17 protein-coding genes are annotated in these 22,962 nt (G+C 50.3%); all 17 read left to right on the top strand.

The window, feature by feature from the left end; genetic code table 11:
* Positions 1-85 precede the first annotated feature (85 nt).
* The 17 genes from dapF (at position 86) to rsgA (ending at position 22,961) form a co-directional block, all read left to right on the top strand.
* Positions 86-922 (top strand): diaminopimelate epimerase, encoded by an 837-nt coding sequence (gene dapF, locus KB559_RS00730; protein WP_211019682.1) that lies wholly within the window; start codon positions 86-88, stop codon positions 920-922.
* 1,010 nt (positions 923-1,932) lie between these two features.
* Positions 1,933-3,849, top strand: a complete 1,917-nt coding sequence (locus KB559_RS00725) for a bifunctional homocysteine S-methyltransferase/methylenetetrahydrofolate reductase (RefSeq protein ID WP_211019681.1) — start codon at positions 1,933-1,935, stop codon at positions 3,847-3,849.
* A 35-nt stretch (positions 3,850-3,884) separates the two neighbouring features.
* On the top strand, positions 3,885-4,772 hold the full coding sequence (locus KB559_RS00720; RefSeq protein ID WP_211019680.1) for a YicC/YloC family endoribonuclease: 888 nt from the start codon (positions 3,885-3,887) through the stop codon (positions 4,770-4,772).
* 51 nt (positions 4,773-4,823) lie between these two features.
* Positions 4,824-5,084, top strand: a complete 261-nt coding sequence (gene remA / locus KB559_RS00715; protein ID WP_005548256.1) for an extracellular matrix/biofilm regulator RemA — start codon at positions 4,824-4,826, stop codon at positions 5,082-5,084.
* A 13-nt stretch (positions 5,085-5,097) separates the two neighbouring features.
* On the top strand, positions 5,098-5,697 hold the full coding sequence (gene gmk, locus KB559_RS00710; protein ID WP_211019679.1) for a guanylate kinase: 600 nt from the start codon (positions 5,098-5,100) through the stop codon (positions 5,695-5,697).
* Positions 5,698-5,721: 24 nt separating this feature from the next.
* Positions 5,722-5,943: a DNA-directed RNA polymerase subunit omega gene (gene rpoZ, locus KB559_RS00705; protein ID WP_211019678.1), complete on the top strand. Its 222-nt coding sequence runs from the start codon at positions 5,722-5,724 to the stop codon at positions 5,941-5,943.
* 113 nt (positions 5,944-6,056) lie between these two features.
* Positions 6,057-7,277 carry a bifunctional phosphopantothenoylcysteine decarboxylase/phosphopantothenate--cysteine ligase CoaBC gene (coaBC, locus tag KB559_RS00700; RefSeq protein ID WP_211019677.1) on the top strand — a complete coding sequence of 407 codons (1,221 nt, stop codon included), beginning with the start codon at positions 6,057-6,059 and terminating at the stop codon, positions 7,275-7,277.
* Complete coding sequence (gene priA / locus KB559_RS00695) at positions 7,274-9,838, top strand: primosomal protein N' (protein WP_211019676.1); 2,565 nt, start codon at positions 7,274-7,276, stop codon at positions 9,836-9,838. Before coaBC ends, priA begins: the two co-directional genes overlap by 4 nt.
* A 304-nt stretch (positions 9,839-10,142) precedes the next feature.
* Positions 10,143-10,625: a peptide deformylase gene (def, locus tag KB559_RS00690; protein ID WP_211019675.1), complete on the top strand. Its 483-nt coding sequence runs from the start codon at positions 10,143-10,145 to the stop codon at positions 10,623-10,625.
* A gap of 7 nt (positions 10,626-10,632) precedes the next feature.
* Complete coding sequence (gene fmt, locus KB559_RS00685) at positions 10,633-11,577, top strand: methionyl-tRNA formyltransferase (RefSeq protein ID WP_211019674.1); 945 nt, start codon at positions 10,633-10,635, stop codon at positions 11,575-11,577.
* A complete protein-coding gene (rsmB, locus tag KB559_RS00680; RefSeq protein WP_211019673.1) occupies positions 11,574-13,022 on the top strand; it encodes a 16S rRNA (cytosine(967)-C(5))-methyltransferase RsmB in 1,449 nt (482 codons plus the stop codon). Before fmt ends, rsmB begins: the two co-directional genes overlap by 4 nt.
* A gap of 234 nt (positions 13,023-13,256) precedes the next feature.
* Entirely contained in the window at positions 13,257-14,501 is a 1,245-nt protein-coding gene (locus KB559_RS00675; protein WP_211019672.1) for an S-layer homology domain-containing protein, read from the top strand.
* A 75-nt stretch (positions 14,502-14,576) separates the two neighbouring features.
* Positions 14,577-17,822 (top strand): DUF5704 domain-containing protein, encoded by a 3,246-nt coding sequence (locus tag KB559_RS00670; protein ID WP_211019671.1) that lies wholly within the window; start codon positions 14,577-14,579, stop codon positions 17,820-17,822.
* A gap of 209 nt (positions 17,823-18,031) precedes the next feature.
* Complete coding sequence (gene rlmN / locus KB559_RS00665) at positions 18,032-19,078, top strand: dual-specificity RNA methyltransferase RlmN (RefSeq protein ID WP_211019670.1); 1,047 nt, start codon at positions 18,032-18,034, stop codon at positions 19,076-19,078.
* A gap of 6 nt (positions 19,079-19,084) precedes the next feature.
* Entirely contained in the window at positions 19,085-19,858 is a 774-nt protein-coding gene (locus KB559_RS00660; RefSeq protein WP_211019669.1) for a Stp1/IreP family PP2C-type Ser/Thr phosphatase, read from the top strand.
* Positions 19,855-21,999, top strand: coding sequence for a Stk1 family PASTA domain-containing Ser/Thr kinase (pknB, locus tag KB559_RS00655; protein ID WP_211019668.1), 2,145 nt, complete (start codon positions 19,855-19,857; stop codon positions 21,997-21,999). The genes KB559_RS00660 and pknB overlap by 4 nt, the downstream gene beginning before the upstream one ends.
* Before the next feature lie 53 nt (positions 22,000-22,052).
* Positions 22,053-22,961 (top strand): ribosome small subunit-dependent GTPase A, encoded by a 909-nt coding sequence (gene rsgA, locus KB559_RS00650; protein ID WP_211019667.1) that lies wholly within the window; start codon positions 22,053-22,055, stop codon positions 22,959-22,961.
* The last annotated feature ends 1 nt before the right edge of the window (position 22,962 follow it).

Raw genomic sequence — 22,962 nt, 5'->3', positions numbered from 1 at the left:
TTAGACTTACCCCAATAAGCAAGCTTTGCCTGTTGATCCGATAGGATATGAGGCGGGCAAAGCCTTTTAAGGGGTGGAAGGTATGATGGAATTTACGAAAATGCATGGCCTTGGAAATGATTTTCTCGTTTTTTACGGGCAGCAAGAACTGCCGGAGAATGTTTCTGAGCTGGCGATACAGTGGTGCAACCGGTATTTTGGAATCGGCGCGGACGGATTGGTGTTTATTCTGCCTTCGGACAAAGCTGATTTTAGGATGCGGATTATTAATTCGGACGGCACGGAAGCCGAGCAGTGCGGGAACGCGATCCGCTGCGTGTCCAAATACGTGTTTGACCAAGGGTATACGGATAAGGAACGGATCACGATCGAAACGCTCGGAGCCGGTGTACAGCAGGTAGTTCTTCAGGTAGAACAGGGAACGGTCCAGCAAGTCCGGGTCGATATGGGTGAGCCCATTCTCGAAGGCCTATCGGTTCCTACGGTGCTGGAGGGCAGCCCCGTGCTGGCGCAGCCGATTGAAACGGCCGGCCGGAAGTTCGACTTTACAGCAGTATCGATGGGAAATCCGCATTGTATCATTTATGTAGAGGACGCTCCTAATTTTGAGCTTGATACTTGGGGGCCGAAGCTGGAGGTACATCCTTATTTTCCGCGGAAAATCAATGTGGAGTTCGCTACCGTCACCTCCCGGGACCGTGTGGAGATGCGCGTATGGGAACGGGGCGCGGGGCCGACGCTTGCCTGCGGTACCGGGGCGTGCGCGACCCTGGTCTCGTCGGTGCTGAACGGGCTAACGGACCGCGCCGCCTGGATCGGATTAAAGGGCGGGGACCTCTTTATCGAATGGAACGCGCAGGATAATCACGTGTATATGACCGGGCCGGCGGAAGCGGTATTTGAAGGAAGTATTGATATTTAAGTAAGAGCCGGGCAGCCGAGGGGGTGTCCGGTTTTGTTTTGACGGTGGCTGATTGAATATGGTGAGTGATGATGGGTTATAGATGATGGATTATAGATGATGGATTATAGATGATGGATTATAGATGATGGCTGGTGGTTGCTGACAGGTGATGGCCAATGACTGATGAGTAGTGAGTAAAGATTGATGAGTAATGATTCATGAGTCGTGATTGATGGTCGAGAGTTGAGAGTTGCTAAATGCTGACAGATGATTGCTGATTGATGATGACCAATGACTAGTAAGTGATGAGTAATGATCGATGAGCGATAGTTGATAGCTGCTGGATCCTAACTACAGATTTATGATGACCAATGACTGACGAATGAACTCTAACGGACATAGGAGCCTTTAAACTGACCTTACACGCTGTTTTTCAAATCTAACGGACATGAGAGCCGTTAATCGGGGCTAAATCCTCAAATTACAGCCTGTTCACTAGATTTAAGGTCCGCTGTGTCCGTTAGATCGGGAAAATGCGCAAACTGGGGGATTTAAGGTCCTCTATGTCCGTTAGCACTGAAAAGTGGAGAAATTGGTGGATCTGGCGACTTCTTGTCAGCTGGAGAGCGTTTGAATTGGTAAGTTTGGCGACCTCATGTCAGCTGAAAAGTGTTCGAATTGGTGGCTTTGGCGTCCTCATGTCAGTTAGAAAGTGTACGAATTGGAGGGATTAACATCTCCCATGTCCATTAGCTCGGGAGAGCGTGCAAAATCGGGGGATTAGCGACCTCCATGTCCGGTAGAACCCGTAGAAAGTAAAATCGAGGGATTAAGCGGGCTATGAGAAAACAACCGAATCAAAAATTAACCAACTGCAGCCCCGCCGCACGCCGAACGTGAAGTAATCCAAATTTGCGATCAATTCTTATCATTCAGGTTGATTTATGATACATTAGAATGAAATTATGAACAGAATGGGCTTACACGGCTCTTTTTAATATTATTATAAGCCTCTGGAGGTACGGACAATGAGACTTGATTTGCGAAAGAGATGGGAAGACGGGGTGCTGGTTGGAGACGGAGCGATGGGCACATATATGTACAAATTCGGTTTTCCTGTAGGGATCGCTTACGAAGAACTGAATTTGCTGCAACCTGAGGTGATTGGCGACGTACATCGGCAATATATAGATGCCGGAGCAGAATTGATAGAAACGAACAGTTTTTCCGCCAATTATTATAAGTTGTCCAAATTCGGATTGGAAGCACAAGTGGAAGAGATCAATCGGGCCGCTGTCCGCATCGCCAGACAAGCTGCGGGTGAGGACGCTTACGTGGCTGGTGCGGTCGGTTCGATCCGCGGCGGAAGACGCGTAAGTGTGACCGATCAGGAATTGAACCAGTATTACGAGCAACAGATTGCAGTCTTATTGGCTGAGGGTGTGGATGCGCTCCTGTTTGAAACGTTCTATGATTTGAGCGAAATGCGGCTGGCGCTGGGACGGGCCCGGCAACTGTCCGATATTCCGACCATCTGCCAATTCGCCGTCGATCAGGTCGGACGTACGCTGGACGGTTATGAGATCTCCGAAGCGTTCGCTATTTTGCAAAATGAAGGCGCCGATGTGCTTGGTTTCAATTGCCATTCCGGCCCGAAGGGCATTATGAGCGTAATGTCCGGACTGGACGGTCCGCTGAATGTTCCGCTCTCCGTCTTCCCTAATGCGGGTTTGGCGGACTATGTGGATGGAGAATATGTATATGGAGCAACTCCCGAATATTTTGGGGAAAGCGCCCGCTCTTTCGCTGATCTGGGCGTCCGCCTGATCGGGGGCTGCTGCGGAACGACGCCGGAGCATATTGCGGCTACGGCGCAAGCATTGAAAGGCTACCGGGCGAAGCCGCTCCAGGAAGGCAAGCCTTTGCCGAAACCAAGGGAATCGGTTGTTCTATCTGGCTCCAATTCCGGTCCAAGTACCGCCTCCGGCAACGCAGCAGATACGACTTCCCATCAGGGGCTAAATTCCAATCCACCTATTACGGAGCTCGTGAAAGAGCGTCATACGGTAATCGTGGAGCTGGATCCTCCGCGGGACCTGGATATCGGCAAATTCATGGAAGGGGCCGCCGCGCTTAAAGAAGCCGGCGTGGACGCGCTGACGCTGGCGGATAATTCGCTTGCCGTTACACGGATGAGCAATATGGCGCTCGGCCATTTGGTTCAGCTCCAGCTGGGTCTGCGTCCGCTCATTCATATCGCCTGCCGCGACCGCAACCTCATCGGGACCCAATCGCATATGATGGGGTTTGATGCACTCGGCATCGATCATGTTCTTGCGGTAACGGGGGATCCGGCACGGTTCGGAGATTTGCCGGGCGCTAGCTCGGTGTATGACACGACATCTTTTGAGATCATCCGTATGATCAAACAGTTGAACGAGGGCGTGGCCTTCTCGGGCAAGCCGCTCAAGCAAAAGGCGAAGTTCGTCGTGGGCGCGGCGTTCAATCCGAACGTGAAGCATCTGCATAAAGCGGTGGAACGGCTGGAGAAGAAAATCGCCTCCGGCGCCGATTATATTATGACTCAGCCTGTGTATGACCCCGAGCTTATCGTAGCGATCAAAAAGGCGACGGCTCATTTGGATATTCCGATTTTCATCGGCATCATGCCTCTGGCGAGCGGCAAAAATGCGGAATATCTTCATAATGAGGTGCCCGGCATTCAGCTTTCGGACGAGGTACGCAAGCGGATGGAAGGTTTGCAGGGTCCGGAAGGGCGAGCTATGGGCGTAGAAATCGCCAAGGAATTGCTCGATACCGCGATGGAGCATTTTAACGGGATTTATTTAATGACACCATTTATGTTCTATGAAATGAATGTCGCTTTAACAAATTATGTTTACGAGAAATCGAAACAGATGGCGGGCCACTTGTCTCGTTCATAATTATCAATTACAATAGGGTAACGGATGTGATGCCTTTGTCTCATAGTATGACAGGATACGGTAGTTCCGCCAGAATCTTCGGCGGATATATCATTCAATTTGAAATAAAATCCGTCAATCACCGCTATTCCGAAGTCGTTCTGCGCATGCCGCGTGAATGGACATGTTATGAGGACGGATTACGGCGATTGGTTCAGCGTGACTTAAAACGGGGACGGGTTGATGTATATATCAGCAAAGAGCAGGATGACGACAGTACCCTGCCTTTTGTTCTGAATTCCGGCGTGGTGGAGTCTTATTTGCGGGCGGCTGAAGATCTGAAGGTGAAATACGGATTGGAAAGTTCGCTGAATGCCAAGGATCTGCTGTCTCTTCCCGATGTTTTGGTATCGCCGGATCATGCACTTGATGGGGATACCGCGGGCGAGGCCTGGGAGAGCGTACTCGTCGACGGACTGGAAGAAGCCTTGGCCGGACTGCTGGAGATGCGCAGAAAGGAAGGCCTTCATTTGGCCGCCGATCTGGAGCAGCGCTTAGTCAGGCTGGAGCAGATTCATGCGGAGCTTATCGCTATGGCTCCTCAGGTGGTAAGCGACTATCGGAGCCGCCTTAAGTCACGTCTATCCGAACTGCTCGAGGGAGCTTTTGATGAACACCGATTCGCTATGGAGGTTGCGGTGTTTGCAGATCGTTCGAATATCGACGAAGAGCTGACCCGGCTGGGAAGCCACTTCGTACAATGCCGGACGCTGCTGCAAGCTTCCGAGCCGGTGGGACGCAAGCTTGATTTTTTGATACAGGAAATGAACCGGGAAACGAATACGATTGGATCGAAAGCCAATCATTTGGCTCTGGTCAACCGTGTCGTGGAAATGAAAGCGGAGCTGGAGAAAATTCGCGAGCAGGCGGCGAATCTCGAATAGCGTCACATTTGACACTGGTGAGTCAAGTAAAATAGGGGGAACTACCTTAACATGGCTATTAAACTTATTAACATCGGCTTTGGTAATATCGTATCGGCCAATCGGATCATTTCTATCGTGAGCCCGGAATCCGCTCCCATCAAACGGATTATTCAGGAGGCAAGGGACCGGCATATGCTGATCGACGCTACATACGGCCGCCGCACCCGTGCGGTGATCATTACGGACAGCGATCATGTCATCCTGTCGGCGGTACAGCCGGAAACGGTCGCCCATCGCCTTTCCACTAAAGATGACGACAACGACGAATAAAATGGAGAGAAATATGGCTAAAGGGTTACTCATTGTATTATCAGGACCTTCGGGTGTAGGAAAAGGTACGGTATGTAACGAGTTGCGGCGTCGTTTGCCCGGACTCGTCTATTCCGTTTCGGCGACTACACGGGGTCCTAGGCTCGGTGAAGAGCATGGAGTGAATTATTTTTTTAAATCCCGCGAACAGTTCTTGGAAATGATCGAAAAGGATCAATTGCTGGAACATGCGGAGTATGTTGGAAACTATTACGGGACACCAAGAGATTTCGTAGAACAGACGATCGAGAGCGGTAAGGACATCATTCTGGAGATTGAGGTTCAAGGGGCGCTTAAGGTAAAAGAAAAATTTCCCGAAGGCATTTTTGTTTTTCTGTTGCCGCCGTCGCTGGATGAACTGAAAGGCCGGATTCAAGGCCGGGGAACCGAAAATCAGGCAACGATCGACCACCGGATGTCTGTGGCAGCCCATGAGATCGGTCTGCTTGAGAATTACGATTACGCGGTCGTGAATGACGAGATCGAACTGGCATGCCAAAGAATAGAATCGATTATCGTGGCCGAACATTGTAAGGTCAAGAACAAGGCTAAAGAATTACAGATTGGCAAATGAGTCTAATAGAAGAGGTGTTTCTTAATGCTGTATCCATCGATTGATAAAATGCTGGGCAAGGTCGGCAGTAAATACTCCCTGGTTGTAGCTGCTTCCCGCAGAGCAAGACAACTGAGAGAAGGGGAGAAGAGCGAATTAAAACAGCCCAGATCCCATAAGCAGGTCGGCGTGGCTTTGGAAGAAATTTATGGTGACTACGTGCAGCTTAGACAAGGCAGCCAGGTTGAGCCCGACGAAAACAAATAGTTTCATATGACCTCGTGGGTCGAGGAATTAGAATAACAACCTCTTTAGGACAACCGCGAGGTTGTTATTTTTTTCTGTCGTTAAGGTTTTGGGAGAAAGCGAGGGGAACGGCATTGATGAACGGAAAAAAAATTCTGCTTGGCGTAACCGGAGGCATTGCCGCTTTTAAGGCGGCTTCGTTGTGCAGCAAGCTCGTACAGCAAGGGGCGGAGGTCCGCGTTATTATGACGGAATCGGCCACGAAGTTTATTACGGAGCTGACCTTGCAGGCCTTGTCTAAAAATCCGGTGTACACCGATACTTTTGATGAAAAGAATCCGATGGCTATCGCCCATATCGATTTGGCCGACTGGGCCGATCTGGTATTGATCGCACCTGCGACGGCCAACATCATCGGGAAAATGGCGGCGGGCATCGCCGATGATATGCTCTCGACGACGCTGCTTGCTACCCAGGCGCCAATTATGCTGGCGCCCGCGATGAATGTGCACATGTATGTGCATCCGGCGGTAATCCGGAACCTTGCCGAGCTCGCCGCTCGCGGCGTTATGATGGTGGAGCCGGGGGAAGGGCTGCTGGCTTGCGGGTACACCGGTAAAGGGCGGATGGAAGAACCCGAGAGCATCGTGGCTGTGGTGCGTTCTTATTTTGAACGTCAGGAACAGCGGAATACACTGCCTTTATCAGGCAAAAAAGTGGTAGTGACCGCAGGAGGAACCGTCGAACGGATCGATCCGGTCCGCTATATTAGCAATGACTCATCGGGTAAAATGGGCTTTGCGGTAGCGAAAGCTGCACATGCTTTAGGAGCAAACGTCACTTTGCTTGCAGCAAACACGCATTTGCCTATGCCTGCTGGAGTCCGGGTCGTTCGTCTGGAATCCGCACAGGAGATGTATGAAGCGGCATTGGCGGAATGGAACGATACCGATATCTTGGTAAAAGCTGCTGCCGTAGCGGATTACCGGCCCAAGGAAGTGTCCGACCGTAAAATCAAAAAATCCGGAGATACGATGACTTTGGAGCTGGTGAAAAATATCGATATTTTGGAGTCGCTGGGCAAACAAAAGACGAAGCAGTTGCTAATCGGCTTTGCGGCCGAAACAAATGACCTGGAGAAGTATGCAATGGATAAGCTTCAGCGGAAAAATTGCGATCTCCTCGTTGCAAATGACGTCACCCGGGAAGGCGCCGGCTTTGGCACAGACACGAACCTGGTGAATATTTACGACAAGGCCGGTCTGGTTGAATCTCTGCCGCTTTTAGCCAAGGATGAGCTGGGGATGCGGATTATGGAGATAGCAGCGGTACGATTACCGGGAGTGATTCAATGACGTACAAGGTTGCCAAAGTCATAGTCGATGTGCCGAGCCGGGAGACCGATCGGCCTTTTGACTATTTAATCCCGGATGAGCTGAAGGGTTGGATTGAAGTAGGAAGCCGGGTCGGCGTTCCGTTTGGACGGAGGACGGTTCAGGGATTTGTTCTGTCGCTGCACCGGGAGTCGGACATGGACCCGGCTCGGATGAAGCCGATCCAGGAACTGCTGGATTTAATGCCTCCACTACCACCGGACCTCGTTGAAATGGCAGAGTGGATGAGCCGGAAATATGCCTGCAGCATGATCTCGGCACTGCAGGTGATGATCCCCGCCGCGCTTAAAGGCAAGGCGGAAAGATATATTTCCGTGGCTGAAGATGAAGGCGGACAAGACGCTTTGTCGGAGGCGGATACATCGGCTGGAAATGCCTATTCGGACGGTTTGTTCGCTGTTCCTGAGCTGCTTACGGGAGAAGAAAAGGAGATCGTCGCCTATGTCAAAGCAGCAGGCCAGGTGACGATGGATCATTTGAGCGCCCGTTTTGCAGACCGGGCCGGTAATCTTAAGGGACTTATCCGGCGCGGAATTCTGGCGGAAACGCAGATGATCAAGGACAAGGTCCGCAAAAAGACGGTAAAGACGGTGTCTGCCGCAGTGAGCGGCGAAGAAGCGGAGATAGCGTTGGCTTCCTTTAGCGGACAGGCCCGGCGCCAAAAAGAGGTTTTGCAATTCCTGCTCGAGGTCGGTGTTCCGTTATCCTTGCAGGAAGTGTTGTCAACGTTGCGGGTAACCGCGGGGACGGTAGCCAAGCTGGCTGAAAAGGGCTTTGCGGTCATCGAGGACGTAGAAGTGTTCCGAGATCCTTACCGGAATCGTCATTTCAAGGGTACCGAGCCGCTGGAGCGTACCGCTGAGCAGGAGGTCGTGTACGGCAAGGTAACCGAAACTTTGGATGAACGAAGCTATGGCGTGTTTTTGCTGCACGGCGTGACCGGCAGCGGTAAAACGGAAGTTTATTTGCAGACGATCGAACGCTGCATCTCATTGGGGCGCCAAGCTATTGTGCTGGTGCCGGAAATTTCGTTGACACCGCAGATGGTCGAGCGTTTTAAAGGACGCTTCGGCGGCAAGGTGGCGGTTATGCATAGCCGCCTGTCTACGGGAGAGCGTTATGATGAATGGCGCAAAATCCGTGAAGGCCGGGTTCAGGTCGCAATCGGTGCCCGGTCCGCGGTGTTTGCTCCGTTTGCGGATTTGGGCTTGATCGTGATGGATGAAGAGCACGAGACCTCCTATAAGCAGGAGGAAACACCGAAATACCATGCGCGGGATGTGGCGGTATACCGGGCACACCAACATAACGCTGCAGTCATTCTCGGCTCGGCGACACCGTCGCTGGAGAGCTATCATGCGGCGCGTTCGCAGGCGGACGACAACTTTGCTCCGCTGTTGCTGGAGATGAAGCAGCGTCCTTCCGGCAGCCATTTGCCCGGGGTAAATATCGTGGATATGCGGGAGGAACTGCGGGATGGCAACCGCTCAATGTTCAGCCGGGCGCTGCATGAGGGAATCGCAGCTCGGCTGGAACGGGGTGAGCAGACCGTTCTGCTTTTGAACCGCAGAGGACATTCCACCTTTGTCATGTGCCGGACTTGCGGCTATGTGGCCGGCTGTCCGGAATGCGATATTTCGCTGACCTATCACCAAAAATCAAACAATCTGCGCTGCCATTATTGCGGTTACGCCGCTCCGGCACCATCGATCTGTCCCGAATGCAACAGCGAGCATATCCGGTATTTCGGAACCGGGACGCAGCGGGTCGAAGGAGAACTGGCGAAGCTGTTTCCGGGAATCCGGGTCATTCGGATGGATGTGGATACGACAACGGAGAAAGGCTCTCACGAGAAATTGCTGCAAACATTCCGGGAAAAAAAGGGCGACGTGCTGCTCGGTACCCAGATGGTTGCGAAAGGGCTGGATTTCCCTGATGTGACGCTGGTTGGCGTAATCGCGGCGGATACGGCGCTGAATTTTCCGGATTTCCGCTCTGCGGAGAAAACGTTCCAACTGCTTACTCAGGTAGCCGGACGCGCCGGACGACATCAGCTTCCCGGCGAAGTGTTCATCCAAACCTACATGCCGGATCACTATTCCGTCATTCATGCCAGCAGGCATGATTACGGATCGTTCGTCCGGGAGGAGCTCAATCATCGCAGGGCGTTGCATTATCCGCCGTACAGTCGATTGATTCTTGTGACGCTGTCACATGAAAAGCTGCCGCTGCTGCTGCGGATGGCGGAGAATTTTGCCGGAGATCTGCGGGGTAAGGCCCAGCGGCTCGGCTGGTACGGCAACCTGGACCGCTTTGCGGCGGAGGCGCTCGACATCCTGGGACCCGTCGCTTCACCGATTCCGCGCATCAAGAACCGCTATCGGTTCCAGTGCATGGTGAAGTACCGCGGTCCGCTCGAAGCTGTCCGGCTGGTCAGGGAAACGGCGGCGGATACACTGGCTAATCTACGCGACTCATCGCTGCAAATCAGCATCGATGTAGACCCTCAAATGTTGATGTAGGCGGTCGTTTTTGACCGACCATCTGGCTGGCGCAGCGAAAGCCCATTGGAAATATCCAATGGGGAGTGTGCCAAGTTGCTCGAAGTGAGGCTTTAATTGGATATTTCCAATGAAATGATTGATAAAGCCTCGATTGGGCCAATTTTTTATTATTCTATTGGATATTTCCATTCGAATAACGTTTTAAGGGAGTATGTGCGCTTTTTGATTGGATATTTCCAATTAGAAGAGATGCGTTGGGAACCTCTGGGGCGTATTACTAAATAATATATTAGGAATAATTTCTTGAAAGATGGTGGATATTGTGGCATTGAGAATTATCGTAATGGAACCCGATGAAGTGCTGCACCAGGTAGCGAAGGAAGTCAAAAAAATTACGCCGAACGTGCAAAAGCTTTTGACCGATATGGCTGATACGATGTACGAAGCAGAGGGAGTCGGCCTTGCCGCACCGCAAATTGGGATTCTTAAAAGAGTAATCGTCGTTGATGTCGGTGACGACAACGGACTGATCGAACTGATCAATCCGGAAATTGTCTCTAAAGATGGAGAGCAATTTGGTCCCGAGGGCTGCCTCAGTATTCCGGGCTACCGCGGGGATGTTCGCCGGGCGCAAACGGTGACCGTTAAGGGATTGGACCGCAACGGCAACGAAGTTACCTATACGGGGTCCGATTTGCTCGCGAGAGCATTCCAGCATGAAATCGACCATTTGAACGGTGTTCTGTATACCGACATCGCGGAACATGTATATGAAATTCCCCCTGAGGAAGAAGAGAAGGAGTGATCTCTCCGTGAATATTGTTTTTATGGGAACTCCGGCATTTGCGGTCCCTTCCCTTGAGGCTTTGCTGAAGGAAGGTTATCATATCGTGGGAGTTGTGACGCAGCCGGACCGTCCGCAAGGCCGGAAAAAAGTGCTTACCCCGACCCCGGTAAAAGAGGCTGCATTGAAACATGGTCTTCCGGTGCTGCAACCGCAACGCATGCGCTCACCGGAGGCTGTGGAAGAGCTGGCCGCGCTGAAGCCCGATCTTATCGTGACAGCTGCCTATGGCCAGATTTTGCCCAAAGCGGTGCTTGACCTCCCGAAATACGGATGTCTGAATGTCCACGGTTCTTTGCTACCTAAGTATCGAGGCGGGGCGCCGATCCAGCGTTCGATCATTAACGGGGAACAAGAAACCGGCATTACGTTGATGTATATGGCCGAAGGTCTCGATACGGGCGATATGATCGCTAAATCGGTAGTACCGATAGAAGACGAGGATACGGCTGGCTCTATTTTTGAAAAGTTGAGCGTCGCTGGGGCCGAGCTTCTAATCGAACAGCTTCCGCTCATTGTAGACGGAAAGGCGGAGCGGATTCCGCAGAATGATGCCGAATCCACTTACGCACCCAATCTGTCCCGTGAAGATGAGCGGATCGATTGGAGCGCATCGTCGCGGGATATTTTCAATCGGGTACGCGGGCTGGTTCCTTTTTCGGGCGGATTTACGACTTGGGATGGCGAAGTGTTCAAGGTATGGTCTGTCGCAAATCCTTCGCAAAGCGGGAAGGGAGCAGCTTCCGGACAAGCTCCAGGCACGGTGCTGGAACTGTCTCCTGCAGGAATCGAAGTTAAAACGGGTGACGGATCCGTGCTTCTGACCCGGGTTCAGCCCGCGGGCAAAAAGGCGATGGAGTCATCCGAATTTATCCGCGGCGGCGTGATGAAGAAAGGCACGGTCCTGTCATGAGCGCAGACAAAGGGCCAAACCGGAAACAAGGAAAAAGCAGTGGAGCAGGAAGCGGGGGAGGTTCCAAACCGGGCGGCGGACGGACTAAATCCGTTCAAACGACTGCTAGGGACACAGCGCTTCAGGTATTAACGGCGGTAGAACAAGAGGGGGCCTACAGCAACTTGCTCCTGAACGGTGCGCTCCAAAAATCCGGCTTGTCCGGCGCGGATGCGGGACTTGCAACGGAACTTGTGTACGGGACGATCTCCCGGATGAACACGATCGATTATTTTTTGGAGCCGTTTATTGCCAAAGGATTGGCCAAGCTGCAGCCTTGGGTTCGGAATTTGTTAAGACTCAGTTTCTATCAGCTGTATTACCTGGATCGGATTCCACCTCACGCTGCGGTCAATGAAGCGGTGAATATCGCAAAACGCCGGGGACATCAGGGGATTTCGGGAATGGTGAACGGGGTGCTGCGTAATGTGCTGCGCAGGAAGGAAGAATTGGTGTTGCCGGAGGATTTGCCGCCGGTGAAGCGGATCGCGCTGCAGCATTCTCATCCGGAATGGCTGGTAGCCCGGTGGGTAAAGCAGTACGATGAAGCAACGGCAGAGGACATCTGCCGCGCTAACAATGAACCGCCTTCCGTCAGCGTTAGAGTCAACCGGTCTCGAGTTAGCCGGGAAGGGCTGCTTAATCTGATGCAAAAGCAAGGGCTTGAGGCTGTGTCTTCCTCTATGTCGCCGGATGGGATTCTGGTGGAAAGCGGAGGGAATATGGCGCTTACCCCTTGGTACAAGGAAGGCCTGTTGTCCGTTCAGGATGAAAGCTCCATGCTGGTTGGAGAGGCCGTGAGTCCTCAGCCTGGAATGAGCGTGCTGGACTGTTGTGCGGCACCTGGCGGTAAGACATGCCATATGGCGGAGATCATGGATGGCAGTGGTAAGGTTATCGCAAATGACATCCATCATCACAAAGCGAAGCTGATTCAAGATCATGCAATCCGCTTGGGACTCGATAATATCCAGACGTTGTCCGGGGATGCCTCCAAGCTTGCTGAGCAGTTCGAGCCGGAGTCTTTTGACCGTGTGCTGCTTGACGCGCCTTGTTCAGGACTTGGCGTCATTCGCCGCAAGCCGGACTTAAAATGGGCCAAAACGCCGGGGGATATCAAGGAAATCTCTGGAGTTCAACGTGAATTGCTTGATGCCGTTTGCGGATTGGTTAAACCCGGAGGCGTGCTGGTTTACAGTACCTGTACCATTGAAAAAGCGGAGAACGAGGATATGGTTCGCTCCTTCCTGGAGCGCCATCCGGAGTTCAGACCGGCTGAAGAGCAGCCGGAGAGCTGGAATCATTTGCGGGAAGCAAGATCACGCGAATCGGTGGGGCTGCAAATTTTACCCCAGGATGCCCATTCGGACGGATTTTATATTGCGCGGTTGGTCAAGCAGGCCTAAGTGGTTTAATAAAATAGACTGTTTACGACATAACCATTTACGAATTTGGTTTACTGGTATATACTGGATTTGGTGAAGCACACCTTTATTGTCGCAATGCGATGGATGAAGGTGTGTTTTTTTGTTGCTTAATTTCCTTATATTATCAAATTAGTAATTCAAAAGGAGGTATGTGTGATGCGATTCACGAAAGAGTAGGTATTAAATTTCTAAAGTTGACGGGAGCGAATTGTAATGAATAGAAAAGTAACCATTACCTTGGGGCTAGCTCTTGTATTAGCAAGTCTGCCAGGCCTTACATCAAAGTCCAATGCTGAAATTCAACACGATGCCTTTAATGATATTTCCGGACACTGGGCCAGAAGTACAATTATGACTGCAGTTGAGAAAGGTTATGTTTCCGGATACCCTGGAGAACTATTCAAACCTGATTTGGAAATCAGTCGTGCTGAATTTGTGAAACTGGTTGTTTCCGCATTAGGGTATACGGAAGATCAGGCAGATCAGATCGCTAGTGGTGCAAAGTGGTATGACGGTTTTGTTCGGACGGCTGAAGAGAAAAAGCTATATAGTACGGCCGATTTTAGTAATTCGGATGCGTCATGGCGGGCTAACATTACGAGAAAGGAAATGGCTCGTATTGCAGCGCGTGCTGTAGGCGAGAGCACGGACGATGATGATAAGTGGTTCTATTTAGCTACAAAAAAAGGATTGATTACAGGGCTCGGTAAAGGTCAACTGGGTGAGAAAGTAACGACAACTCGGGCTCAGGCGGTAACGATTATTGAGCGTATACTCAAATCACGTGAGGGAGCCGTATTGCCTGTGGATAAATATGCGGTCTCCAGTGCTGAAATCGCCTGGCATGGTACTAATATTTTTACGGTGATGCCGGAAGTTTTTGTAACCAATGAAAAGCAGTTGAATGGCAAGCCTGTAGAAGAACTTTGGCGCAAAGACTTGATGGTTGTTGATCCGGGTAACGGAAAATATAAAGGCGAGTTAGAAGCGCTAATTGCGATTGATTTAGAAGATCCTAACGATCCGAACCTGAAGTTGCTGCCTCCGTTGGAGGAGTTGAAGTGGGATTATTTTGCTTCTGCGGTAAACGGGGTTCCTACGAAATTCATTCCGTTAAAGAAGCTTCCGGCGAGTTACTTCTTATTTTTTAAAGGAAAGGAAGTTTATAATAACGATTCGAATTTATATTATTCTAATCCTGAGGGTCCGTTTTTTGGAATAGATGGAATAGAATCACCAGATAGAGAAGCGTTTTTTCATGGAGAATTAAATGGAATTGGAAGTCTATTTCATAAAAAGGTTGCTGACATTAACGGTCATATCCTTCCTAAGATAGGTTGGACGCAGGGGATTCATCCTATTGAAATTCGAATTTTTACTCCTGTCCGAAGCAAATATGGTTATAAGTCCAATATTCTATTAAAAATTGATGGTCCATTTAAAAAAAATATTAGGTGATGATGATTGAAGTGTAAATGGGTAAACTGCTCTTTTTATTTATTGCTGTGTTTGGCTATAATGACCACCCCTGCTATGGCTCAGTCTAGTGACGTAGAACAGAGTTTGCCTATAGAAAACATTCCCTATATCCTCAGCGAAGATAATCGGCTAGATACGCCCGGGTCGGTCTTCACCAAGTTCAAAACTCTTCAACCTCAGGTTAAGGTGGATGTGGGTCAGGGTAAAATCATTACAAAAATTGAATTTTATATGAATGGGGATGTAGTTAAAACTTTGAACTGGGGATATCAGTCTATAGATAACAAGGTGAGTTTAGAGGGGAATCAGGTTACAGTAACTACTGACAAGAACCGTATGGAATACGGGGGCTTCTTTGCATGGCAGCGTTCCGCTGCAGCAACGAAATGGACGCCAGGTTCTGGTGACTATACTATTCTGGAAAGCTTTAGCGTCCCCAAAGACGCTCATGGGGCCGATATGTATCCTGGGGTCAAAGTAGATATCCCTGTCTCATCGATACGTTCTACGGCGTATATGAATACAGATTATTACAGCGGGAACTTTAAAACAGGTGTTATCAATGATGACATTCAATTGTTACGACGATTAAACCAGACTCAAATCGGAGTAAATGTGGATGCTGAAATAGATCGTACTAATGTTAAGTACCCACATGGGGAAGGTAGAGTTGATCCTACAACCCAAATTGGAAGTCTCGTTGTCAAAAGTTTAGATGAGGTCGATGTTCACTACATTCAAAATTATGATCATGAAGGTTATAAAGTTCCACTACCCGCCGGCGGCAACGCAGCGATGATGTATTATCTTAATTCTAGTTGGTTTATCCTAACCTCATATACTTATCAATACCCAGATAAAATGAAAATTTACTATAAGGAAGGCGATGGACCTCCCCCTGGTGGAGGAACCACGAACCCGGGCGGCTGCACCGAGCCAAGCCCAAGCGGCCAAGTCAAGGAATCCTCGCTAACGCCTCCTGACGTCAGGGCCGTAATCAAGGCGGATGCTCGGGGGAATGAGCGTTTTGATGTGCTTGATGGAATTCCTACTTCGGAAAGTTTGTACGGGAATGTATGGGCTAAGAGCTATCTTTCAAAAAATAAATTCGTGCAAATGAGTGGGAAATGTACATATGAGGTTACTGTGAACCGGGAATATGAGCTGAAGTGGGATCCCGGAAAAAAGGTGCCCAAGCCGGATGGTACCGGGGAAATGGATGCGCCAGATCCGCAAACGGCAACGGAGACGCTGACGAAGTCATATACGATCGAGAGGCCTTATTCTTTTTGGGTTATTGACAATCTTGAGGTATATCAGATCGATCAGGCGAAATTGTGGAATTACGCCTTTAATGGCGGCGGCATCACGATTACGCCCAGCGGGTATTCACCGCCAAGCTTCTCGGCTTCGAAGTCAAGCGGGTATACGCCCCCGAACCCTCCCAGTTCGGTAGATGCGCCTAAAGGAAGTAAGTCGGGAGGTAAGGAAAAGCCGGATATTTCGAATGAAAATCTGGAGTCCTACGCGGAACAGGCCGTTGAAAAGGTTAAGGTCAAAAATGACAGTCTCACATTTAACGGCTCTACTATTATGAGCGGGGATCAAAGTAATGAAAGCGGGCCAACGCCAAATCAAGTGCCGCTGCCGCCGGAAATCAGCCAAAATGTGCTTTATAGTCCTGGAAATACGATTCCAACGAGTAAAATCAACCAACCGAGCCAACCCAGCACGGGAACGATTTATTACGGCTTAATGAGCGGGAATATTAATGGCGGAGCGAATGTGAATTACGCTATTTACGGGATCAACCCGGTGACGGTCCATACTCCTGTAGTCATATATCCTGAGGTTTCGGACGATGCCGAGCACAATCAGAAGACCCGTCCGGCAGCAGGGCGGTCCGCGGTCATCCTTGATCGTCCGTTCACGGTTGAAATGCCTAACAGCGGACAACATGCCAACTACAGGGGCTATGGGTACAATAACTATCTCAAATACATAGGCAGCAAGCAGGTCCGCTTTCCTTTTGATGTGTATGACGGGAGCCGGACAACGTTTTATCCGAAAAACACATGGATCGAAGTCGATAAAACGCGAGAGTCATTCACTTACTTGCTTCCGGTATGGGTCGATGAAGGCTTTTACGAAGTCGAGTTTCGGACGATAGCGCATAATGCGCCTGCCGGGGCGAGTCAACAGAATCATGCGAATCTGGATCTTGCGCATCATATTGCTTATGATACGGTGCCCGTGGATGTTATCGGACGGGTATATGATTTTCGGATTACGGATATTTCCGATTATAACTGGGAGACGGTATTCCGCGCTTCGGCGGGTTCTGCGTTGCCTACTGGCACGTCCTACTGGGTCGGGTTAAACGGCATTGACGGCGCCGCACGGGGAAATACGGGCAGATTCACACTGCCGATTCGGCCCGGCAGCCATCCGCTCTATCAAAACGTGGTCATCAAAACCGGATACCATTTCAAATTTGACTTAAAAACAAAAGGGAATATGTTTGGACCGAACGACCGCATCCGCATCACTCCTTCGTTTTATTTTGTCAGCGCCAAAGACGGTACCCGGATGAAAGCCGATTTGTATTATCATGCGGGCAACCGCAGCTATGTCAAAATTGGATCGCCTCGGGATCAAGTACAGCGTTACGTTATTCTGAACGAACGGTTGCGCAGCGTCCCGATGGAGGAATTGATCGATACCGCACTTTATAAATATGATCATGATTTTACTTTTGATCAAATATCCGGGATCAGCCGGACGCAATATGTACAGAATTATATCCGGAGAATTTCCGGGAAAAAGACGCCGATAGGCAGTTTAAGCCTGCTGGAGTTGAATGAGCGCATTCGCACATGGATCGGGCCAAAGAACGGGATTCCCTCAGGAGTTGATCCGGCAAGAGTCAATGCTTCCGTGCAAAAATGGTACGGTGAATACAGTCTTCCCGCAGATCTCTATGTCGTGAAGGCAGGAACGAATGTCGCCGAATATGGCAGGACGCATAACGGACTGAGCGATCATTCCCCGGTTTTTTTGAAGGACGGGTATATTGTAGTCAATTTCAATATTGAAACTGTAAGGAACGGGGACGGGAGTAATCCTTATTTGCAATATATTAACGCTCCCCTCATGAATCAGTGGACTCAGATGGAAGGGTTTGCCCGCACGGTGACCGATCCTTACGGTAGGTCTTTTGCGCTTAGGGACGGAGATGTAGTCTTTTATGATGCGAACCGTTCGAGCCGGGATGATTTCAGTTCTATGGTTACGCATTGATTTTTAGGACGATTCGGGTTTGAAGAGCTTGATGAAGAGGGGCCGGAATGCACTGTCTAAGGGGTGCTCGCCGGCTCTCTTCTTTTCCTGGGAAGTATTCCATAAGAGCGTGAAAAAGGGCTGCTCTTTAGTGTAATCGCGATTTATGCTAAAATAGGAGGAATGAATGGAAAACAGCAGATAAATTTATACGAATAGGTGTGTGAAAAGTGAAACCCTTTATATATGATTATAGCTTGGAAGAACTGCAGGAATGGGCGATTCAGCAAGGTGAGCCCGCTTTCCGCGGAGGTCAGATTTTTGATTGGTTGTATGTGAAGCGGGTTAATTCCTTTGAGGAAATGACCAACCTGTCCAAGGGACTGCGGCAGAAGCTGGACGAGCAGTTTGCGTTCGTGACGCTGAATGAAATTACGAAGTATGAATCCAAAGACGGCACCGTGAAGTTCCTGTTCGGTCTGCATGATGATCATGCGATCGAGACGGTCATCATGAAGCATAATTACGGCAACAGTATCTGCGTGACGACGCAAGTCGGCTGCAAGGTCGGATGTACGTTTTGCGCTTCTACCCTGGGTGGCCTGAAGCGGAATCTGACGGCGGGCGAAATTGTTGCCCAGGTCGTGCAGGCGCAAAAAATACTCGATCCTCGAGGCGAACGGGTGAGCAGCATTGTCATCATGGGTACCGGGGAACCGTTTGAAAATTATGAAGCCACGATGAAATTTTTGCGAATTATGATCCATGAAAAGGGCTTGAACATCGGACAACGGCATATTACTGTATCAACGAGCGGGATCGTCCCGAATATTTATAAATTTGCCGATGAGGATACGCAGATCAATTTGGCCATTTCGATCCATGCGCCAAATGATGCTTTAAGATCCAAGCTCATGCCGGTAAACCGGCGCTTTCCTTTTGACGATGTCATGGAATCCCTTCGATACTACATCGCCAAAACGGGTCGGAGAATCACTTTCGAATATGCCCTGATCGGCGGGGTAAACGATCGCCCCGAACATGCCGAAGAACTGGCTGGCGTACTGAAAAGCATGCTTTGCCACGTCAATCTGATTCCGGTCAATCATGTGCCGGAACGCAAGTATGTTAGAACATCCAGAAACGACATTTTTCAGTTTCAACGCATTTTGGCGGAAAACGGCATTAACGTGACCATCCGCCGAGAGCAAGGCCATGATATTGCGGCGGCTTGCGGACAATTGCGGGCGAAGCACATGGAGACTGGTACGAGGTGATCGAATTTGATTAAGACGGTTTACGTAAGTGATGTAGGGCGTGTTCGCTCGGTAAATGAGGACAGCTCCTGGGTTGCCCGTTTGGAGCAAGGGTACACACTGGCGATCGTTGCCGACGGAATGGGCGGCCATCAGGCCGGAGACACCGCTAGTCGGTTAACGGTAGAGACGATTGTGCAGGATTTGCATAATCTTCCTTCGGGACTTTCCGTTGAGACTTGCGGGGAAAAGTTAAAGCAGGCGATCCTCCATGCAAATGATGTAGTTTATCGGGAAGCATCGGAACACGAAGAGTATCACAATATGGGCACGACCGTCGTGGCCGTGCTGATCGGGGACCGGGAAGGAATGATCGGCCATATCGGCGACAGCCGGGTTTACAAGTTCAGTCGGGGCGAAATGACCCAATTGACCGAGGATCATTCCCTTGTAAACGAGCTGCTTAAGACGAAGCAGATCAGCGAACAGGAAGCCAACGTGCATCCGCACCGCAACGTGGTCACGCGTGCTCTTGGAACGGACCCGCAAGTCGTTGTCGACTTGTATCCCGTAATTTTGGAGCAAGGGGAAATCCTGTTGCTCTGCAGCGATGGACTTAGCAATTATGTAACACTGGAACAAATGACCCAAACGCTCGGATCGGAAGCACTTGAGCTCAATGACCGCGCCGACCGTTTGCTTCGGCTTGCCCTGCTGGCCGGTGGCGACGACAATATTACCGTCGCATTACTCGAGCATTGCGGAGAAGAAGGGTCAAGCGCAAAGGAGTGGAATTCATGATCGGACATGAGCTGGGTGGTCGTTACCAGGTTATCGAGCGAATTGGCGGAGGCGGGATGGCTCTTGTTTATAAAGCGCAAGACATCCTTCTGAACCGGTTTGTAGCTATTAAAGTGCTGCGGCAACAATTTGTGAATGACGAGGAGTTTATCCGCCGTTTTCGCCGGGAAGCGCAATCGGCGGCATCTTTGTCACATCCGAACATTGTTAGCGTGTACGATGTAGGCCAGGAAGAAGATATTCATTATATCGTTATGGAGTACGTGGAAGGCCAAAATTTAAACGAAATTATTAAAGAGCGCGCACCGCTGCAGGTGGAGGAGTCCATCCGGATCGCCTCGCAAATCGCTGACGCGCTGGATCATGCCCATCATAATCAAATTATTCACCGTGATATTAAACCTCATAATATTTTGATCGGTCGCAATGGACGGGTAAAAGTAACGGATTTCGGTATCGCCCGGGCGGTGACCTCGGCCACAATCACTCAGACAGGCTCGGTTGTAGGCTCCGTGCATTATTTCTCCCCGGAACATGCCAAAGGCGTAACCACCGGAGAGAAGTCGGATCTTTATTCTTTGGGGATCGTGCTTTACCAGATGCTGACGGGACAATTGCCTTTCCTTGGCGAAAGCCCGATTAGCGTAGCGCTTAAACATTTGCAGGAACATTTTGAAGAGCCCCGGAAGGTTAATCCGATGATTCCTCAAAGTGTCGAGAATATTATTCTGAAATCGATGCGCAAAAATCCTGCCGAACGCTACCAATCGGCCAAAGAAATGCTGCGTGACCTAGAAACTTGTCTTCTGCCGGAAAGACGGTTGGAATCGAAATTGTCTTTTGCAGATGAGATCGATGAAGACAGTACGCGAGTCGTTCCTGCGATTAAACCTCAGAGCAAAGCCGCGGCCTCAGGGTCCAAGCTTTCGAGAGATTCCCAGGGCTCCGATGAAGGAAAGCCGCAGAAGAACGGGTCAGGAAAAGGCAAAGCCGCCCTTTGGATCAGTCTTACAGTGATTCTGCTGCTTGCTATGCTTGGTGTTGCCTGGTATGTCAACAAGATGGTTACCGTGCCTGAAACCAAGGTTCCGAGCGTGCTCAATTTATCGGAACAAGAAGCAACTACCAAGCTTACAGAGCTTGGCCTGATAGTTGGAGACGTCAAGCGGTTGTACAAGGAAGGCGTCAACGAAGGAATTGTTTACGAGCAGAGTAAGCCTGAAGGGACGACGGTCAAAGAAGGGGCAACGATCGATCTTACCGTCAGTACGGCCAAGCCGCTTGCCAAAATGATCACTGTGACTGGAAAGACCTACGAGGAAGCCGTTGCGGAGCTCGTTCAATTAGGAATTGATGAGGACCGAATCAGCAAAACGGAAGACTTTAGCGAGAAAGAAATCGGCGAAGTCATTGGGCAAAGTCCGAATGTCGGTGAGGAATTTGATTCCGCTACAGTGGATGTGGTCTTGAAAGTCAGCAAGGGTCAGGATAGCGTCGATATGCCGGATTTAATCGGAAAGACTCAGAAGGAAGCTGAAGCGATTCTGAAAGAACGCAATATTCCGCTTGCCAAGGATGGAATTCAGGAAAAATCGAGCTTCGATACTAAAGCCGGGTTAGTTATGGAACAGTGGCCGTTCAACCCGAACGATAAAGTGCCGGCTGACTACTCCGAAGGAGTTAGGATAACCGTAAGTTCGGGCTATCCACCGGAGGCGCTGGAATATACATTTGAAGTGCCGGTCGGTCCCGCCGTGGATGGACAGAAGAGCAAGATTCAAATTATGTACGGCGATGCACGCGGCGAAAATCTGGATTGGGGCACCAAAACGGTCGGCAAACCGCAATACTTATCCGTCGATCTGGTACTGGCCCCTAACAAGAATGGTTATGTGTCCGTAATGCGCGACGGCGTGCTTCAGGATACGTACCCGATTTCGTACATCGATGCCAAGCAGGGGACCGTGCCTGAGCTGCCGCTCCCTGGAGAAGAACAGCAGGACGATGGTGTTATGGATTGGGAAGATGATGAGAATATTCCCGAAACCGGCATGATTAATGCCAATTCCGTTTCCAAAGCGGAGAATAATAAAGGGAAACCGAATGGCAAAGGAAACGGGAAAGGCAAAGGACCCAAGTGATAAAAGTTCAATATCGATAAGGCAGACAGACATGAAAGTGAGGCCAAGCATGTATGCCTGAAGGCTTGATTGTAAAAGCGTTAAGCGGATATTACTATGTGAAGCCCGATGCCGCGGCACCTGGAGAAACAGTCCAGTGCCGCGGCCGCGGCATTTTCAAGAAGAAGGGCTTGAGTCCGTTGGTAGGGGACCGCGTTGTGTATACGCCTACGGAAAACGGAGAGGGAACGGTCGACGAAATTTTGCCCCGGGAGACGGAGCTCATTCGTCCGCCCGTGGCCAATGCGAGGCTTGCCGTTCTGCTGTTTTCTTTGAAAGAGCCGGATTTAAACCTCCAGTTGTTGGACAAGTTTCTTGTTCATATTGAGCACGCCGGATTGCGAACGCTGATTTGTCTGACCAAGGAAGACCTTCTGGAGGAAGATGAGAGCGCCCGGGATCAGGATCTGACGGCTCAGGTCAAAGAACTGTATGAACAAATCGGATACGAGGTCATTGTGACGAGTTCCATGACGGGATCGGGAACCGGAGAGGTTAAATCCCGTTTGGCTGGCGAAATCAGCGTCTTTTCCGGCCAATCGGGCGTGGGGAAATCATCGTTGCTTAACGCCATGCTTCCCGGATTGTCGCTCGAGACCAACGAAATCAGCATGAAGCTTGGCCGTGGCCGGCATACGACCCGCCATGTCGAGCTGATCGAACTGGAAAACGGAGCCTATGTGGCGGATACTCCCGGCTTCAGTCAGCTTGATTTTCTGGAGCTTGGGGTCGAGGAGTTATCCACTTGCTTCATCGAATTCCGTGAGCTTGCCGAGGGATGCAAATTCCGCGGCTGCAGCCATCTTCATGAGCCGGGCTGCAAAGTGAGACAGGCAGTGGACGACGGTGTTATCGCAAATAGCCGTTACGAACATTACGTTCAGTTTCACGAAGAGATGAAAGAGAAAAAACGGAGGTACTAGC

Source organism: Paenibacillus sp. Marseille-P2973 (assembly GCF_018101095.1).
GTDB lineage: Bacteria > Bacillota > Bacilli > Paenibacillales > Paenibacillaceae > Fontibacillus > Fontibacillus vini.
Note: the sequence above shows the minus strand (reverse complement) of the source record. Positions and strands in the feature narration are given on the sequence as shown.

Coding starts and splice junctions, on each gene's coding strand:
- dapF (WP_211019682.1), top strand. CDS start 86: ATGGAATTTACGAAAATGCATGGCCTTGGAAATGATTTTCTCGTTTTT.
- KB559_RS00725 (WP_211019681.1), top strand. CDS start 1,933: ATGAGACTTGATTTGCGAAAGAGATGGGAAGACGGGGTGCTGGTTGGA.
- remA (WP_005548256.1), top strand. CDS start 4,824: ATGGCTATTAAACTTATTAACATCGGCTTTGGTAATATCGTATCGGCC.
- gmk (WP_211019679.1), top strand. CDS start 5,098: ATGGCTAAAGGGTTACTCATTGTATTATCAGGACCTTCGGGTGTAGGA.
- rpoZ (WP_211019678.1), top strand. CDS start 5,722: ATGCTGTATCCATCGATTGATAAAATGCTGGGCAAGGTCGGCAGTAAA.
- priA (WP_211019676.1), top strand. CDS start 7,274: ATGACGTACAAGGTTGCCAAAGTCATAGTCGATGTGCCGAGCCGGGAG.
- rsmB (WP_211019673.1), top strand. CDS start 11,574: ATGAGCGCAGACAAAGGGCCAAACCGGAAACAAGGAAAAAGCAGTGGA.
- KB559_RS00675 (WP_211019672.1), top strand. CDS start 13,257: ATGAATAGAAAAGTAACCATTACCTTGGGGCTAGCTCTTGTATTAGCA.
- KB559_RS00670 (WP_211019671.1), top strand. CDS start 14,577: ATGGCTCAGTCTAGTGACGTAGAACAGAGTTTGCCTATAGAAAACATT.
- pknB (WP_211019668.1), top strand. CDS start 19,855: ATGATCGGACATGAGCTGGGTGGTCGTTACCAGGTTATCGAGCGAATT.
- rsgA (WP_211019667.1), top strand. CDS start 22,053: ATGCCTGAAGGCTTGATTGTAAAAGCGTTAAGCGGATATTACTATGTG.